14 protein-coding genes are annotated in these 16,303 nt (G+C 70.8%); 4 read left to right on the top strand and 10 right to left on the bottom strand.

The window, feature by feature from the left end; all coding sequences use genetic code 11:
- Nucleotides 1-278 precede the first annotated feature (278 nt).
- From AB0959_RS29725 to AB0959_RS29705, 5 genes are all read right to left on the bottom strand, one after another.
- Nucleotides 279-899, bottom strand: a complete 621-nt coding sequence (locus tag AB0959_RS29725) for an ATP/GTP-binding protein (protein WP_366829699.1) — start codon at nucleotides 897-899, stop codon at nucleotides 279-281.
- Entirely contained in the window at nucleotides 880-1,299 is a 420-nt protein-coding gene (locus tag AB0959_RS29720) for a DUF742 domain-containing protein (protein WP_366829698.1), read from the bottom strand. Before AB0959_RS29720 ends, AB0959_RS29725 begins: the two co-directional genes overlap by 20 nt.
- Nucleotides 1,296-1,703: a roadblock/LC7 domain-containing protein gene (locus AB0959_RS29715; protein WP_366829697.1), complete on the bottom strand. Its 408-nt coding sequence runs from the start codon at nucleotides 1,701-1,703 to the stop codon at nucleotides 1,296-1,298. The genes AB0959_RS29720 and AB0959_RS29715 overlap by 4 nt, the downstream gene beginning before the upstream one ends.
- Nucleotides 1,700-3,316 carry an ATP-binding protein gene (locus AB0959_RS29710; protein WP_366829696.1) on the bottom strand — a complete coding sequence of 539 codons (1,617 nt, stop codon included), beginning with the start codon at nucleotides 3,314-3,316 and terminating at the stop codon, nucleotides 1,700-1,702. Before AB0959_RS29710 ends, AB0959_RS29715 begins: the two co-directional genes overlap by 4 nt.
- 327 nt (nucleotides 3,317-3,643) lie before the next feature.
- Nucleotides 3,644-4,270, bottom strand: a complete 627-nt coding sequence (locus AB0959_RS29705; RefSeq protein ID WP_366829695.1) for a TetR/AcrR family transcriptional regulator — start codon at nucleotides 4,268-4,270, stop codon at nucleotides 3,644-3,646.
- A 303-nt stretch (nucleotides 4,271-4,573) separates the two neighbouring features.
- On the opposite strand from AB0959_RS29705, the gene AB0959_RS29700 reads away from it, so the two are divergent.
- Genes AB0959_RS29700 through atzF form a run of 4 tightly spaced genes read left to right on the top strand, consistent with a single transcriptional unit; the run spans nucleotide 4,574 to nucleotide 11,258 of the window.
- Entirely contained in the window at nucleotides 4,574-5,398 is an 825-nt protein-coding gene (locus AB0959_RS29700; RefSeq protein ID WP_366829694.1) for an urea amidolyase associated protein UAAP1, read from the top strand.
- Nucleotides 5,395-5,997 carry an urea amidolyase associated protein UAAP2 gene (locus AB0959_RS29695; RefSeq protein WP_366829693.1) on the top strand — a complete coding sequence of 201 codons (603 nt, stop codon included), beginning with the start codon at nucleotides 5,395-5,397 and terminating at the stop codon, nucleotides 5,995-5,997. Before AB0959_RS29700 ends, AB0959_RS29695 begins: the two co-directional genes overlap by 4 nt.
- On the top strand, nucleotides 5,994-9,524 hold the full coding sequence (locus AB0959_RS29690) for a 5-oxoprolinase/urea amidolyase family protein (protein ID WP_366829692.1): 3,531 nt from the start codon (nucleotides 5,994-5,996) through the stop codon (nucleotides 9,522-9,524). Before AB0959_RS29695 ends, AB0959_RS29690 begins: the two co-directional genes overlap by 4 nt.
- Before the next feature lie 60 nt (nucleotides 9,525-9,584).
- Complete coding sequence (atzF, locus tag AB0959_RS29685; protein ID WP_366829691.1) at nucleotides 9,585-11,258, top strand: allophanate hydrolase; 1,674 nt, start codon at nucleotides 9,585-9,587, stop codon at nucleotides 11,256-11,258.
- On the opposite strand, the gene AB0959_RS29680 is transcribed toward atzF, so the two are convergent.
- From AB0959_RS29680 to AB0959_RS29660, 5 genes are all read right to left on the bottom strand, one after another.
- A complete protein-coding gene (locus tag AB0959_RS29680) occupies nucleotides 11,240-14,098 on the bottom strand; it encodes a DEAD/DEAH box helicase (protein WP_366829690.1) in 2,859 nt (952 codons plus the stop codon). The two genes, atzF and AB0959_RS29680, sit on opposite strands and share 19 nt — an antisense overlap.
- A gap of 157 nt (nucleotides 14,099-14,255) precedes the next feature.
- Nucleotides 14,256-15,206: a twin-arginine translocase subunit TatC gene (gene tatC / locus AB0959_RS29675; protein WP_366829689.1), complete on the bottom strand. Its 951-nt coding sequence runs from the start codon at nucleotides 15,204-15,206 to the stop codon at nucleotides 14,256-14,258.
- A 47-nt stretch (nucleotides 15,207-15,253) separates the two neighbouring features.
- Complete coding sequence (tatA, locus tag AB0959_RS29670) at nucleotides 15,254-15,538, bottom strand: Sec-independent protein translocase subunit TatA (RefSeq protein WP_366829688.1); 285 nt, start codon at nucleotides 15,536-15,538, stop codon at nucleotides 15,254-15,256.
- Between the two features lie 259 nt (nucleotides 15,539-15,797).
- A complete protein-coding gene (locus tag AB0959_RS29665) occupies nucleotides 15,798-15,992 on the bottom strand; it encodes a hypothetical protein (RefSeq protein WP_366829687.1) in 195 nt (64 codons plus the stop codon).
- Nucleotides 15,993-16,002: 10 nt separating this feature from the next.
- On the bottom strand, nucleotides 16,003-16,263 hold the full coding sequence (locus tag AB0959_RS29660; RefSeq protein WP_366829803.1) for a hypothetical protein: 261 nt from the start codon (nucleotides 16,261-16,263) through the stop codon (nucleotides 16,003-16,005).
- Nucleotides 16,264-16,303: the final 40 nt, after the last annotated feature.

The raw sequence follows: 16,303 nt of genomic DNA, 5'->3' as shown, positions 1-16,303 counted from the left end.
GGGTCGTCCGTATCGGTCGGGGAGAGGGATTCAGGCGTCACGGTGATCGCTCCGAAGCTGAATTGGATCAGGTGTACAGGGGGTGTTGGGGTCCCCCGGGTTCGAGCGGTTCGAGCGAAGCCGAGAACGTGGGGGAGGTCGTGCGCGGGACGGAGACGAGCGTCGTCACGGGGCGCACTCGGGACATGTGCGGCGCTCCGGCACAGAACGTACGCGGCTCAGGAGACCCGTACGGCTCGGCGGCATGGAGTGTCCGAACGGCCTTGCAGGCTCGTCGCTCACGCCGGCGCCTTGGCCCTCGCCAACGCATGCAGAAACCGCAGCAGTGTCATCAGGACATCCCGGCTGGAAGCCCTGCGCCGTACATCGCACTCCACGATGGGGATCTCCTTCGGCAGGTCGAGTGCCGCGCGGAGTTCCTCGACGGGGTAGCGGGGCGCGTCCGGGAAGGTGTTGACGGCGACCACGAACGGCACGCCCCGCTCCTCCAGGCGCCCGATGACGTCGAAGCTGACCTCCAGGCGGCGGGTGTCGAGCAGGACGACCGCGCCGAGGGCGCCCTCGAACAGGCCGTTCCACAGGAACCAGAAGCGCTCCTGGCCGGGGGTGCCGAAGAGGTAGAGCACGAGCTGGTCCGTGATGCTGATGCGGCCGAAGTCCATGGCGACGGTGGTGGCCGTCTTGGACTCGGAGCCGTAGTTGTCGTCGACTCCGATGCCGGCCTGCGTCATGGTCTCCTCGGTCGTCAGCGGCCTGATCTCACTGACGGAACCGACCATGGTGGTCTTGCCGACTCCGAAGCCGCCCACGATCACGATCTTCACCCCGGCCTCTGCCGTGTGCGGCAGGTGGTCCTCGGTTCGAGGACCCGTGACGGGGTCAGAGCTTTTGAAGTCCATGCATCACCGCTTCGAGGAGGGAACGGTCGGCTCGCGCCTGCCGGACGATCGGGGCGCGCGCCTGTACCAGTTCGGCCGCCAGCAGCTCGGTGAGCAGGACGGTCACCACGCTGAACGGCAGGTTGAGGTAGGCCGAGATCTCGGCCACGGACAGGGGTGCCTGGCAGAGCCGGAGCAGCGCCGTCTGCTCCGGCGTGGCGGAAGGCGGCAGGTCGGCGCTCGCCACGATCAACGTCACGAGGTCGATCGGGGCCCGCTCGCCGTCCTCGACGGCCGCGCCCGTGATGATGTACAGCCGCTCGGGGTTCTTCGGCGGGGGGCCGTCCCGTGCGTCGTCACCCGTCGGTGGGGGCGGGGGCTGCTCCTTGGGATGCCGCCGCTGGCGCTGTGGAGGCGTCATACGGTCTGCCCGTTGCGCCGGGGCGGACTCGTCAGATGGGAGCCGATGCGGGCGACGAGGTCGCGCATGCGGTTGCTCATCATGCCGGGTTCCGCGACCGCGTTGGCGAGGACCGCGAGGTAGGCGTTGGGGCCCGCCTCCATCATGTAGAAGTAGCCGCCCTGGATCTCGATGATGACCACACGCATCCGGCCGTCACCGGTGGCGATCTCGGCGGCGACGGCACCGGCCAGGCTCTGCAGGCCCGCGCAGGCCGCGGCGACACGGTCGGCGGCGTCCGGGTCACCGCCGTACCGGGCGATGCGCAGTCCGTCGGCGGAGAGCACCACGACCTGCTGAACGCCCGGTACTCCGTCGGCGAGGTCCTTGAGCATCCAGTCGAAGTTGGCTCGCATTGTGGTCACTTGAGGTCCTTCTCGTCGTCGGCCTTCCTGGGGGCCGGCTCGTTGTCGGCGGTGAACGTCGTCGGGTCGTCCGGGTTCCTGGTGAAGGCGTTCGGGTCCGGGTCGCCCTTGAGGCCGGCCCAGAACTCCTCGATCCATGCCCCGGGCGGCTCGATCTTCTCCGGCTCTGGCTCCCAGACGGGCGTGGCGGTCCGCGCCGCCTCGGCGGCGGCCTCCGCGGCGGCCGCCTCGGCCATCCGCTGGCTGAGCGGGGTCGTCACCCGGCTGCGGCGCTGCGGCAGACCGTTGGCGGTCCACTCGGTGACGACGGGCGCGTCGTCGTCCATGCCCGTCAGCGCCTCGGCCGAGGACGGGACGCGCGGGCCGGTGGTCGGACGGCGCCTCTTCTGCGTGCGCTCGGGGCCGGCGACGCCGCCGTTGGACAGTGCCGGCGTAGCGGCGGCGCCGATGCCGTGGGCGAAGCTGGTGGCGGGCTCGTCGGTGAGCATGTTGCGCGGTACGACGAGGACGGCGCGGACACCGCCGTACGCTGACTGCCGCAGCGAGACCTGCATGTTGAACATCGTCGAGAGGCGGCCGACCACGGCGAGGCCGAGGCGCGGGGTGTCGCCGAGCTCCTGGAAGTCCGCGCCCGCCTGGGCCATGGCGAGCATGTTCTCCGCCTTGGCGCGGGACTCCTCGCTGAGGCTGACGCCGGCGTCCTCGATCTCGATGGCGACGCCGGTCTGCACCTCGACGGCGGTCACGTGCACCTTGGTCTGCGGGGGCGAGTAGCGGGTGGCGTTGTCGAGGAGTTCGGCCGCGGCGTGGATGAGCGGCTCGACGGACACCCCGGCGACGTTGACCTTGGCGATGGAGTGCAGCTCGATGCGGCGGTACTCAAGGATGCGGGACATCGCTCCGCGCAGCACGCTGTACAGCGGCACGGGCTCGGGCCACTGGCGGCCGGGGCCGCCTCCGCCGAGGACGGCGATGGAGTCGGCGAGCCGGCCGATCAGCGCTGTGCCGTGGTCGATGCGCAGCAGGTCGTCGAAGACCTCGGGGTTGCGCCCGTGGTCCTCCTCCATCTCCCGGAGTTCCACGTTCTGCTGGTGCACGATCGCCTGGACGCGTCGTGCGATGTTGACGAAGGCCCGCTGCGAGGAGTCGCGCCGGACGTCCTCGCGGTCGACGATGTCGAGGACCATGTGGATCAGCGAACGCTGCGACTCGGGCAGGTTGCTGTAGACGGGGTTCTCCGCGATGCCCAGGCGAATCACCTCTGAGGGGGAATCGCCACCGCTCAGCCGCTCCAGCATCGCGGGCAGGATCTCCCTGCCGAGGCGCTGGAACTCCTGGTCGTGGGATGCGACGCGGTGTTCCAGGTAGGCGGTCCGCTGCCCGTACTCGGCGCGCAGGGACCGGAGTTGCCTGCCGCGGCGCACGACCTGGGACGCGACCGCGACGACCAGGACGGTCGTGATGGCTCCGCACCAGCCGACGGCGTTCCGGGCGGGCCCCGTCACCAGGGCGGCGACGGCCCCGGTCGCCGCGGCCAAGAGTATGGCGGGCGGCAACAGCACGCGCGCGTAGGGAAGTTCACGGCCACTGGGAGGCGATTGAACACTCACCATGTATGCCCTCTGAGACGAATCGACTGGGGTTCGGGGAAGTTGCTGTGGTTTGAGGGAGTTCAAACTGGATCTTCGGTAATTTTTGGGAACAAGCGCACGATTACACCTCAACTCGGTGCGCCGCGGGCGAGCTTAGTCCGACCGGGTCATCGCTATGTCATATTCCGCAAGCACCTGAAATGGGCACGAGGACGGGGGTACGCTCGGCTCCATTTATACGCTCAGCTAGTTATCGAACACGTCTGGTAATCACGAATGAGCGAACGGGACCCGGCTGTTGACACCCCGGTTTCAACCCCGGTTTCAGCCCCGGCTTCAGACCCGGCTTCAGACTCCGACGATCCGCAGGGCCGCGTCCGCCGTGGCCTCGGCGAACACCGCGACCCGACGGTCCGGGTCCGACCGGTGAACGAGGATGACACCCTCGATCAGCCCGAACACGAGGTCCGTCCGCAGGTCCAGCTCACTCTTGGAGAGCCCGCCGCCCGTGCGCGTCACGGCGATCAACTGACGGTAGGCGTCCTTGAGTTCGGCACGTATGGCGTGGAAGCCGGCGAAGCGTTCGGCGCGCACCTCGGGCAGCAGGTAGAGGCCGCCGAGGTTGTGAGGACCGCCGCAGAGCAACTCCACATCGGAACGGCACAGCTCCCACAGCCGGTCCTCGGCCGGAGCGGCGTCCCGGGCGAGCAGTTCGCGGGCCAGCGCCAGCGAGGGCGTGACCGTGGACTCCACGAGCCCGGCGAGGAGTTCCTCCTTGCCGGAGACGTAGTGGTACATGGACGCCTGCCGCATTCCGGCCCGCTCGGCGACGGCCCGGGTGGTGGTGGCGCCATAGCCGCGCGTCGTGAACAACTCCGCGGCGGCCGCGAGCAGTTCGTCGCGCGGCGACAGACCGGTCTCCGGCCGCCGCTCGGCCCGCGGCCTCCCGACGCGGCGTCCACCCGTGCTTCCCATGGGTTCGATCCTCGCACGGCCCTCCGGGGGTTCGGCTGGTCGGTCTCGTCTGCCGGGTTGCTGTCGGTGGCCGACCGCGGGTTCGCTGTGACTTGTCGCGCCCACGCGGCGGAGCCGCACATGAACGCAGCCCCGCGCCCCTTAACAGCACGGGACGCACCCTGCGACACTGCCGGCCCCCGCCCGAAACCAGCCGTGAGCTTTCGGTAACCACCCACTAACCTCCGGTACACGACCCCGACCCGACCCGACTCTAATTTCTGTCGAGCGACAGAAATCACCGGAGCAGCCGGAGGTTCCGCGATGGCGACGGAGACCACGTACGGAGCACGGGCCCATGCCCGGGCACAGGAGGGCACACGGGCCGAGGCGATGCCCGTCGTGCCGGCGAGCGACTGGCCGCAGCCGCCCTGCGAGGCGGGGCACCTGGTGTGGGCAGAGACCGTGGCGGGCGGCAACTACACGCACAAGGTGCTGGCCCGCGGCACCGAGCTGCGCCTGACCGACCCGCGCGGCGACGCCTGCGCGCACCTGCTTCTCCACGCCGCAGACCGCCCCTGGGAACGCCTGAACGTGGCCGACACCGTGAAGGTGCAGTGGAACGCCTACCTCGGCGAGGGGCGGCTGCTCCTGTCCGACCAGGGCCGCGTCCTCGCCTCCGTGACCGCCGACACCTCCGGGCGGCACGACGCGCTGTGCGGCACCTCCACCCTCGTACGGAACACCGAGCGGTACGGGGACGGCACACCGCAGTCCGCCTCCCCCGCCGGTCGCGAGCTGTTCAAGCTGGCCGCCGCCAAGAACGGGCTCGCACCCCGCGACCTGCCGCCCTCGCTGTCGTTCTTCCAGGGCGTGGAGGTCCGTGACGACGGCAGCCTCCACTTCACCGGTTCCGCCGGACCCGGCGGCAGCGTGACCCTGCGCACCGAGCAGGACGTGACCGTCCTGCTCGCGAACGTGCCCCACCCCGCCGACCCGCGCGCGGAGTACGTGAGTACCCCTCTGGAAGTGCTCGCCTGGCGCTCGGCGCCCACCGCACCCGGCGACCCGCTGTGGGACGCCACCCCCGAGGGCCGCCGCGCCTTCCTGAACACCGCCGAATTCCTCGCCGCGAAGGGGCTCGCATGAAGACCGTCGTTCCGGCCAGGGCGCCGTGGTCGTCCGTGATACGCGAGGGCGAGACCCTCACCATCACCGATCTGCACGGCAACCAGGCCGTCGACTTCCTCGTGTACGACGCCCACGACACGTCCCTCCGCTACAGCGCCCCCGACACGATCCACGCGCAGGGCACCATCTTCCTGACGACGGGCAGCGTGCTGCTGTCCAACGAGCACACCGCGCTGATGACCGTGGTCGCCGACGACGTCGGCCGGCACGACACGGTCGGCGGCGCCTGCTCCAAGGAGTCCAACACGCTCCGCTACGGCCACCACACCTGGTCCCAGCACGCCTGCGTGGACAACTTCCTCGCGGAGGGCGCCCGGTACGGCCTCGGCAAGCGCGACCTCGTCTCCAACATCAACTGGTACATGAACGTGCCCGTCGAGCAGGACGGCACCCTCGGCATCGTCGACGGCATCTCCTCCCCCGGCCTCGCCCTGACCCTGCGCGCCGAGCGCGACGTGCTCGTCCTGGTCTCCAACTGTCCCCAGATCAACAACCCCTGCAACGGCTTCGACCCGACGGCGGTGCAGATGACCGTCACCGGGGCGGCCGCGCCATGAGCTTCGACACACTGCTCGTCGCCAACCGGGGCGAGATCGCGATCCGCGTCATCCGCACGGCACGCGAGATGGGCCTGCGCACGGTCGCCGTGTACTCCGACGCCGACCGCTCCGCGCCCCACGTACGGCTCGCCGACCACGCCGTACGCCTCGGCCCGGCGCCCGCCCTGGAGTCCTACCTCGACGTCGACCTCGTTCTGAAGGCCGCCAAGGACACCGGCGCGGGCGCGATCCACCCCGGGTACGGCTTCCTCTCCGAGGACGCGGCGTTCGCCCGGCGCTGCGAGGACGACGGCATCGTGTTCGTGGGACCCACGGCGGAGCAGCTGGAGCTCTTCGGCGCCAAGCACACGGCCAGGGCCGCCGCGGAGGCGGCCGGAGTACCGCTCGCACCGGGCACGGACCTGCTGGCTGACCTGGACGAGGCCCTGTCCGCGGCCGAGCGCATCGGCTACCCGGTGATGCTGAAGGCGACCGGCGGCGGGGGCGGCATCGGTATGTCGGCATGTCGATCCGCCGGCGAACTGACCGAGGCCTGGGAGCGGGTGCAGCACGTCGCGGCAGCGGCCTTCTCGTCCGCGGGGGTGTACCTCGAGCGCCTCGTCGAGCACGCCCGTCACGTGGAAGTGCAGGTCTTCGGCGACGGCGAGGGCCTGGTCGTCACCTTCGGCGACCGCGACTGCTCCCTCCAGCGCCGCCACCAGAAGGTCCTGGAGGAGGCACCGGCGCCCGGCCTTCCCGACCACGTGCGCGCCCAACTCGCCGCCTCCGCCCGCGATCTGTGCGCGAGCGTCGCCTACCGCTCCGCCGGGACGGTGGAGTTCGTGTACGACGCGGTGCGCGAGGAGGCGTACTTCCTGGAGGTCAACGCCCGGCTCCAGGTGGAGCATCCGGTCACCGAGGAGGTGTACGGCGTCGACCTCGTGGCCTGGATGCTGCGCCTCGCGCAGGGCGACCACGCGGTCGTACGGGCCCCGGGCGCACCCCGTGGCCACGCCGTCGAAGCCCGTCTGTACGCCGAGGACCCCTCCCGCGACCACCGCCCGAGCGCGGGCCTGCTCACGCGGGTCGCGTTCCCGCCGGGCGTCCGCGTGGACAGCTGGGTGGAGACGGGCACCGAGGTGACGACGTCGTACGACCCGATGCTCGCGAAGATCGTCGCGCACGGGCATGACCGCGCCCACGCCCTGCGGAAGCTGGACGAGGCGCTGGCGGCGACCCGCGTCGACGGCGTCGAGACGAACCTGGGCCTGGTACGGGCGGCCCTCGCCGACACCTCCTTCGCCACCGCCGCCCACTGCACGGCCACCCTCTCCGGGGTCACCGATCCGACCCCGCGCGTCGAGGTCGTCTCCGGCGGCACTCTCACCACCGTGCAGGACTGGCCGGGCCGCACCGGCCACTGGCAGGTGGGCGTGCCTCCGTGCGGCCCGATGGACGACCTGTCCTTCCGCCTCGGCAACCGGGCCCTCGGCAATCCCGAGGGAGCGCCCGGACTCGAATGCACCCTCAAGGGGCCGTCGTTGCGGTTCACCCACGCCACCACGGTGTGTGTGACCGGGGCACCCGCACCGGTGACCCTGAACGGTTCGCCGGTCGCCCAGTGGGAGCTGGTCACGATACCCGCCGGAGCCGTGCTGGAGGTGGGCGCACCGACGGAGCACGGTCTGCGGACGTACGTGCTGTTCGCGGGCGGCGGCCTGGACGTACCGCCGTTCCTCGGCAGCGCGGCCACGTTCACGCTGGGCGGCTTCGGAGGACACGGTGGGCGGGCCCTGCGCCCCGGGGACGTCCTGCACGCTGGTGCCGTCGCCGAAGGGGCATCGGCACCCGCACCGATGGCATCCGTACCGGTGGGCGACCGCCCGGAGTTCGGCACGTCCTGGCATGTGGGCGCCCTCGAAGGCCCCCATGCCGCACCGGAGTTCTTCACCGAGGACGACATCCGCGACTTCTACTCGGCCGACTGGAAGGTGCACTTCAACTCGGCGCGCACCGGGGTCCGTCTGGTCGGCCCCAAGCCGCGCTGGGCCCGCACGGACGGCGGAGAGGCCGGACTGCATCCCTCCAACATCCACGACACGCCCTACTCGGTGGGCGCCGTCGACTACACCGGCGACATGCCGGTGCTGCTGGGTCCCGACGGCCCCTCGCTCGGCGGCTTCGTCTGCCCGGCGACCGTGGCGACGACGGAGCGCTGGAAGCTGGGCCAGCTGCGGCCGGGCGACACCGTACGCTTCCTGCCGGTCACCGAGGACGGCTCCGCCCGGCCCGCGATCGTCGACGGCGGCGTCCTGGCCCGCGACGGCGACATCACCTACCGCCGCAGCGGCGACGACAACCTGCTCGTCGAGTTCGGGCCGATGCAACTGGACCTGGCGCTGCGGCTGCGGGTCCACGCACTGATGCGGACGGTCGCCGAGGCCGCGCTCGACGGCGTCACGGACCTGACCCCGGGCATCCGCTCGCTCCAGATCCAGACGGACCCCTCGGTCCTGCCCCAGTCCGAACTCCTCGCGACGGTACGGGAGATCACCGCGACCCTGCCCCCGGCCGACGAACTCGTCGTCCCGTCCCGCACGGTGCACCTCCCCCTTTCCTGGGACGACCCGGCCACCCGCGAGGCGATCGCCCGCTACATGGCGGGCGTACGCGACGACGCACCCTGGTGCCCGTGGAACATCGAGTTCATCCGACGCGTCAACGGCCTGGAGTCGGTGGAGGACGTGTACCGCACGGTCTTCGAGGCGGAGTACCTCGTTCTCGGCCTGGGCGACGTCTACCTCGGTGCCCCGGTCGCCACTCCCCTGGACCCGCGCCACCGCCTCGTCACGACCAAGTACAACCCGGCGCGGACGTGGACCGCCGAGAACTCGGTCGGCATCGGGGGTGCGTACCTGTGCGTCTACGGCATGGAAGGGCCCGGCGGTTACCAGTTCGTCGGCCGGACGACCCAGGTCTGGTCCGGCTGGCAGCAGCGCGGCGCCTTCGAGCCCGGCTCGCCGTGGCTGCTCCGCTTCTTCGACCGGATCAGGTGGTACCCGGTCGACGCCGGCGAACTCCTGGAACTCCGCGCCGACATCGTCTCGGGCCGCTTCGTGCCGCGCGTGGAGGAAGGCACGTTCTCGCTGGCGGAGTACGAGGCGTTCCTCGCCGAACACGCGGACTCCATCGCCGAGTTCCGCGCCCGGCAGGGTGCCGCGTTCACCGCGGAGCGGGACGCCTGGGAGGCGGCGGGCGAGTTCGCCCGGGCACAGGCGGCCGACACCCCGGCAGCTCCCCCGGCCACGGTGACGGTCCCGGAGGGCGGCCACCTGGTGGAGGCCGAGTTCGCCGCGTCCGTCTGGCAGCTGAACGTAGGCGAGGGCGACACGGTGACCACGGGTCAGCCCCTGCTGACCCTTGAGGCCATGAAGATGGAGTCCAGGGTGCACTCCCCGGTGAACGGCGTGGTCCACGAGGTACTGACCCGACCGGGTTCCCAGGTGGAGGCGGGCACGGCGTTGGTGGTCATCGCGCCCACCTAGTCGACACGCGGCTGCCCACGGACCGGCGGACGACAGACCCACCTCAGCCAAGGAGCACGGATGCCGACCTCGACCGTCACGAGAGTCCGGATGGCCTACGCCCGCATCCAGGACGTGGACCGCCCCGAGATCTGGATCGACCTGCGCCCCCAGCCGGAGGTGGAAGCCGAAGCCCGAGCCGTCGACGAACGCCTCGCTGCCGGCGAGGAACTCCCCCTCGCCGGACGGCTCGTCGCAGCCAAGGGCAACATCGACGTGCAGGGCCTCCCCACCACGGCAGGGTGCCCCGCGTACGCGTACACGCCGGAGGCCGACGCCCCCGTCGTCGCCCGCCTGCGCGCGGCAGGCGTCATCGTCCTGGGCACCACGAACCTGGACCAGTTCGCCACGGGCCTGGTCGGCACCCGCTCCCCCTACGGCGCCGTACGGGGCGCCCACGACGCGGCACGGATCAGCGGCGGCTCCAGTTCCGGCTCGGCCGTGGCCGTGGCGCTCGGCATCGTCGACCTCGCCCTCGGCACGGACACCGCCGGCTCGGGCCGCGTCCCCGCCGCCTTCAACGGCATCGTCGGCCTGAAACCCACCCGCGGCCTGGTCCCCACGACCGGCGTCGTCCCGGCCTGCGCCTCCCTCGACTGTGTGACCGTGTTCGCCCGCACCCTCCCGGAGGCCGAGCGGGCGCTCACTCACATGACGTCGCCGCCCGCCCGCGCCCTCCCGCCACTCCCCCAGCGCGCCCCAGGACCGTGGCGCGTCGCGGTCCCGTCGGCGTCACAGCTCGGCGAACTCGACGAGGGCTGGGCCGAGGCGTACGAGGCGGCGGTGGCACAGCTCGCCACGGCGGGCGCCGAGATCCGCACGATCGACCTGACCCCGTTCACCGAGGCCGCCGCGATGCTGTACCAGGGCGCGTTCGTGGCCGAGCGCTACACGGCGGTGGGAAGCTTTATCGACAAGTTGACCGCCGAGGGCGGCGACGGACTCAACCCCACCGTCGCCGGCATCATCACCCGCGCCCGCGACATCCCCGCCCACCAGCTCTTCGCCGACCAGGACCGTCTGGCCGCCCTGCGCACCCGCGCCCTGGTCGAACTCGCCGACGCGGACGCCCTGGTGCTGCCCACCAGCCCGGGCCACCCCACCCTCGCCGAGGTCGGCGCCGACCCGCTGGGCGCCAACGCCCGCCTTGGCCGTTTCACCAACTCGACGAACCTCTTCGACCAGGCAGCGGTAGCCGTCCCGGCGGGCGAGGTGAACGGGCTTCCGTTCGGCGTGATGCTGATCGGCCCCGCGTTCACGGACGAACGCCTGGCCCGGATCGCCGCGCTGCTCCAGCCGGAGACACGGCTCGCGGTGGTCGGCGCCCACCTGTCCGGGCAGCCGCTGAACCCTCAGCTCCTGGCCCTGGGCGCCCGCCTCGACCGTACGACCACGACGGCGCCCGTCTACCGCCTGCACGCGCTGGCGACCGACCCGCCGAAGCCGGGTCTCGTCCGCGTCGGCGCGGGCGGGGCCGGGATCGAGGCCGAGGTGTGGCGCCTCCCGACGGAGGGCCTCGGCCGCCTGCTGACCGCGCTCCCCCGCCCGATGGCCCTCGGCAGCGTGGAGTTGGCCGACGGCAGCCCCGTACCGGGCTTCCTGTGCGAGCCGGCCGCGCTGGAGAGCGCGGCCGACATCACGGCGTACGGCGGCTGGAGGGAGTACGTGAAGGCAACTCACCCCACGGACGAGTAAGCCACAACTCCCCGCAACAGCCCGTCAACAGCCTTACGCGCACTCTTCGCCACCGTCGAGCCCTCCGCATGAGCAGGCGCCGCCGCCGAGATCTGCCCGAGCACATCGATGACCTGCTTGCACCACCGCACGAAGTCACCGGCCGGCATCTCCGCCTCGCGCAGCACCTCGTCCAGCCCCTTGCCGGAGGCCCACATGTACGCGGCCCAGGCGAAGCCGAGGTCCGGCTCGCGCTGGCCGACACCCTCGGTCTGGCTGATGCGGAACTCCTCCTCCAGCGCGTCGAGCCGCCCCCAGATGCGGACCATCTCGCCGAGCGCCGCCTTGGCCTTGCCGGACGGCAGCTTGGGCGCCAGTGCGTCGTCGCTCACTCGGGCCTCGTACACCAGCGCCGAGACGCACCCGGCGAGTTCGGCGGGGCCAAGTCCCTCCCAGACGCCGGCGCGCAGGCACTCGCTGGCGAGCAGGTCGAGCTCGCCGTACAGCCGGGCGAGCCGCTTGCCGTGCTCGGTGACCTCGTCGCCGCGCAGGTAGTCGAGCTCCGTCAGCAGGGCGACGATCCGGTCGAAGGTCCGCGCGATGGTGTTCGTGCGGCCCTCGATGCGGCGCTCCAGCTGGGTCGTGTCGCGCTTGAGGCGGTGGTAGCGCTCGGCCCAGCGGGCGTGGTCCTCGCGGTCGCTGCACCCGTGGCAGGGGTGGGCGCGCAGCTCGGCGCGCAGCCGGGCGATCTCACGGTCGTCGGCGGCCACGGACCGCTTCTTGCGGTGCCGGTCGGGGACGAGGTGCCCTGCCTTGGTGCGCAGCGCGGAGGCCAGGTCCCGGCGCGACTGAGGTGAGCGCGGGTTGAAGGACTTGGGGATCCGCATCCGCTCCAGGGCCTCGACGGGCACCGGGAAGTCCATGGACGCCAGCCTCTTGACCTGCCGCTCGGCAGTGAGGACGAGGGGTCGCGGGCCGTCGTGGTACTCGAAGCCGCGGTGGCCGTTGGAGCGGCCGGCGGGCAGGCCCGGGTCCAGCACCAGGGCGAGGCCCGCGTACTTGCCGGTGGGGACGTGGATGACGTCGCCCGGCTTGAGCTTCTCCAGCGCCACGGCCGCCTCGGCCCGCCGCTGGGCGGCACCCTGCTTGGCCAGTTCGTTCTCACGGTCCTTGAGCTCGCGGCGCAGCCGCGCGTACTCCTCGAAGTCGCCGAGGTGGCAGGTCATGGAGTCCTTGTAGCCCTCCAGGCCCTCCTCGTTGCGCTGTACCTGGCGGGAGATCCCGACGACCGACCTGTCGGCCTGGAACTGGGCGAAGGACGTCTCCAGCAGCTCGCGGGAGCGGTGCCGTCCGAACTGCTCGACCAGGTTCACCGCCATGTTGTACGACGGCTTGAAGCTGGAGCGCAGGGGGTAGGTGCGCGTGCCGGCGAGCCCGGCGAGGTGGTCGGGGTTCATGCCGCGCTGCCAGAGCACGACGGCGTGGCCCTCGATGTCGATGCCGCGGCGTCCGGCGCGCCCCGTCAACTGGGTGTACTCACCGGGTGTGATGTCGGCGTGCTGCTCGCCGTTCCACTTGACGAGCTTTTCCAACACCACCGAGCGCGCGGGCATGTTGATGCCGAGCGCGAGGGTCTCGGTCGCGAACACGGCCTTGACCAGGCCGCGCACGAAGAGCTCCTCGACGACCTCCTTGAACGTCGGCAGCATGCCCGCGTGATGGGCCGCGATGCCGCGCTCCAGGCCCTCCAGCCACTCGTAGTAGCCAAGGACATGGAGGTCCTCGGCGGGGATCGTGGCCGTGCGCTCCTCGACCAGGGCGCGCACCTTCAGGCGTGCCTCGTCGTCGTTCAGCCTCAGACCGGCGTACAGGCACTGCTGGACGGCGGCCTCGCAGGCCGCGCGGCTGAAGATGAAGGTGATGGCGGGCAACAGGCCCTCGGCGTCCAGCCGTTCGATGACCTCCGGCCTGCTGGGGATCCAGACCCGGGACCGCTGTCTGCGCTCGCGCTCGCGATCGGCCTCGCGCATGGCCCGGCCGCGCCTGCGGTCCTGGTACGAGGGCCGGCTGGCCTCCATGCGGGCCATACGTGTCAGGTCCGGGTTGACCGCCTTCTTGTTGCCCTCGCCCTCCTCGAAGAGGTCGTACATCCGACGGCCGGCCAGGACGTGCTGGAACAGCGGTACGGGACGGTGCTCGGAGACGATCACCTCGGTGTCGCCGCGGACCGTGTCGAGCCAGTCGCCGAACTCCTCGGCGTTCGACACGGTCGCCGACAGTGACACGAGTGTCACCGACTCGGGGAGGTGGATGATCACTTCCTCCCAGACGGCGCCGCGGAAGCGGTCGGAGAGGTAGTGCACCTCGTCCATGACCACATGGCCGAGGCCGAGGAGGGTCTGCGAGCCCGCGTACAGCATGTTCCGCAGGACCTCGGTGGTCATGACGACCACCGGCGCATCCGAGTTGACGCTGTTGTCGCCGGTGAGCAGGCCGACCTTCTCCGTGCCGTAGCGACGGCACAGGTCGGCGTACTTCTGGTTCGACAGCGCCTTGATGGGCGTCGTGTAGAAGCACTTCTTGCCCTGGTTCAGGGCGAGGTGGACGGCGAACTCGCCGACGATCGTCTTGCCGGAGCCGGTGGGGGCGGCCACCAGCACGCCCTTCCCGGCCTCGAGTGCCTGGCAGGCCTCGATCTGGAAGGGGTCGAGACCGAAGTCGTACATCTCGCGGAAGGAAGCGAGTGCGGTGGCCTGCTCGGCAGCGCGCCTACGGGCTGCCGCATACCGCTCGGCCGGTGAGAGGTCCTCTGTCATCGTGCTTTCGAGACTACCGGCCCCCACTGACAACAGGACGATCATTATCCGGATCGGCCGTCGATGGACACGAGGTCCCCGCAGATCAGGAACGCGCGACCGGTCCGGCACCCCGTACACGGTCCCACGCGGAAGCGGCCGACCGCGCCGTGGGGCGCCCCGGCCGCGGCCCGCGGAGGGGTTGGTGGTGTTCCTGAGTGCGTCAGGTCACGTCGTCGTAGCCGTTGACCCGGTCCGTGCCGGTGCCCTCGGGCAGGGCGCGGCTCGCCGACACGGTCTCGATCTCGCCGATGTCCTCGGGGGTGAGGTCGAGGTCGGAGGCCTCGTCGTCGTCGGGCCCCATGGCGTCGCGGCGCGCCCTGCGACGGTCGTTGAGGAGCGACACGGCGACGGCACCGAAGTACAGGATCCAGATCGGTCCGGCGAGCGCCATCATCGTCAGCGGGTCGGTGCTGGGCGTGGCGACGGCCGCGAAGACCGTGATGCCCATGATCATGCCGCGCCACCAGCCGAGCATGCGCTTACCGCTGAGGATGCCGGAGAAGTTGAGCAGGACCAGCAGCAGCGGCAGCTCGAACGAGAGGCCGAAGACGATCACCATGCGCGTGACCAGGTCGAGCAGGTCGTCCAGCGGCAGCAGGTTGTCGACGCCGAAGGGCGTGAACTCGATCAGGACCTTCGCGGTGGTGGGCAGCACCTTGTAGGCGAAGAAGGCGCCGCCGAGGAAGAGCGGGACCCCCGTCCCGACGAACGCGTAGGCGTACTTCCGCTCGTGCTTGTGCAGTCCCGGCGCGACGAACGCCCACAGCTGGAAGAGCCAGATCGGCGAGGCGAGGACGACGCCTGCCATCAGGGACACCTTCAGCGCCAGGGTGAAGGGGGTGAGCAGACCATTGATCGTGATCTGCGCACAGGGGTTGGCGTCCTTGGACGTCTTCGCCAGTTCCTCGAAGGACTGGGCGCAGCCCACCGACTCGAGGATCGGCTTGGTGAAGAAGTTGATGATGTCGTTGTAGAAGAAGGCGGCGACGATCGTGACGGCGACGATGGCCAGCATCGCCTTCGCGAGCCGGTTGCGGAGCTCACGGAGGTGCTCCGCGAGGGGCATCCGCCCCTCTGGATCCTTCTCCTCTTTGCGGGCAGACTTCAGCAACCCACATTCCCATCTCGTGCGGCGGGCCGGTTGTCACCGGCCCTGCGTCAGCGCTTGGTCGTGTCCGTCGGCTCGGTGACCGGGCGGGAGCTGGTCACGTCACCGGGCGCCGCCTGGATGGTGCGCTGAGCGGGGTTCTCGTCGTGCGGCGGGGCGGAGGCGGCCGTCGAGTTGTCCTGGCCCTCCGACTTCATCGCCTTGGCCTCGCTCTTGAGGATGCGCGCGGACTTGCCGAGCGAGCGGGCCATGTCCGGAAGCTTCTTCGCGCCGAACAGCAGGATGATGACGACGAGGATGAGAATGATCTCGGGAGCGCCGAGCCTTCCGAACATAATTCTTTACCTTCTCACCGAGGCAGCGGGTGTGGGGTGCTGTCCGACCAGTCGGACAAGTGTCCGAACGATCGTGCTGGCAGCGATCGTAACGCTCAGGGGTGAACGTCAGGCAATCCCTGTGCGTACTCCCAATCTGCGACCCGCGCCTCGTTCTCCGGGTCGCGCCATGAGAGTACCTGCCCAAGGTGAGAAGGTGACAGGGCGAAGTGGCCCAAAGCACCCAGCCCCTCCAACTCACAGCGGGCCCCGCCCCGACTCACAGTCCGTCCACAGAGCGGGCCACGCTCGCCGACGCACGCTCCAACTCCTCGGCGGCGCGGCTTATACGAGTCGTGGAGTCACTGACCTGCCGGCCCAGGCGCTGTGCCTCCAGGAAGACCCGGACGGCGAGCACACCGAGGACGGCGAGACCCAGGAACCCCACAGCGATCGCGAGCATCGGCCAGAACATGTCGCCGAGCCTAGACCGTGGGGTGCAGCCGCAGCGTGCGCACCCCGCCGCCGGTGAGCAGCTCGACGATGCGCTCGCCGGCGGGCTTGCGTACGGCCACCCCGCAGCCCGGGCAGGTGAACGAGTAGAACGTGGTTTTGCTGGTGGCGCCGATGGCCAGCCTCAGCTCACGGGCGCCCAGCTCGAAATTGGCCCTGCAGTCGGGGCAGCCGGCCTTGAACACCACGCCGCCCACCCGCTTCATACCGGCGAACGCGACCGCCACGGACATCTCCTGCACGTCCCGCACACCGGACGTCGCCGCCCCGGTT

This window comes from Streptomyces sp. NPDC046862 (assembly GCF_040704615.1).
Classification (GTDB): domain Bacteria; phylum Actinomycetota; class Actinomycetes; order Streptomycetales; family Streptomycetaceae; genus Streptomyces.
Note: the sequence above shows the minus strand (reverse complement) of the source record. Positions and strands in the feature narration are given on the sequence as shown.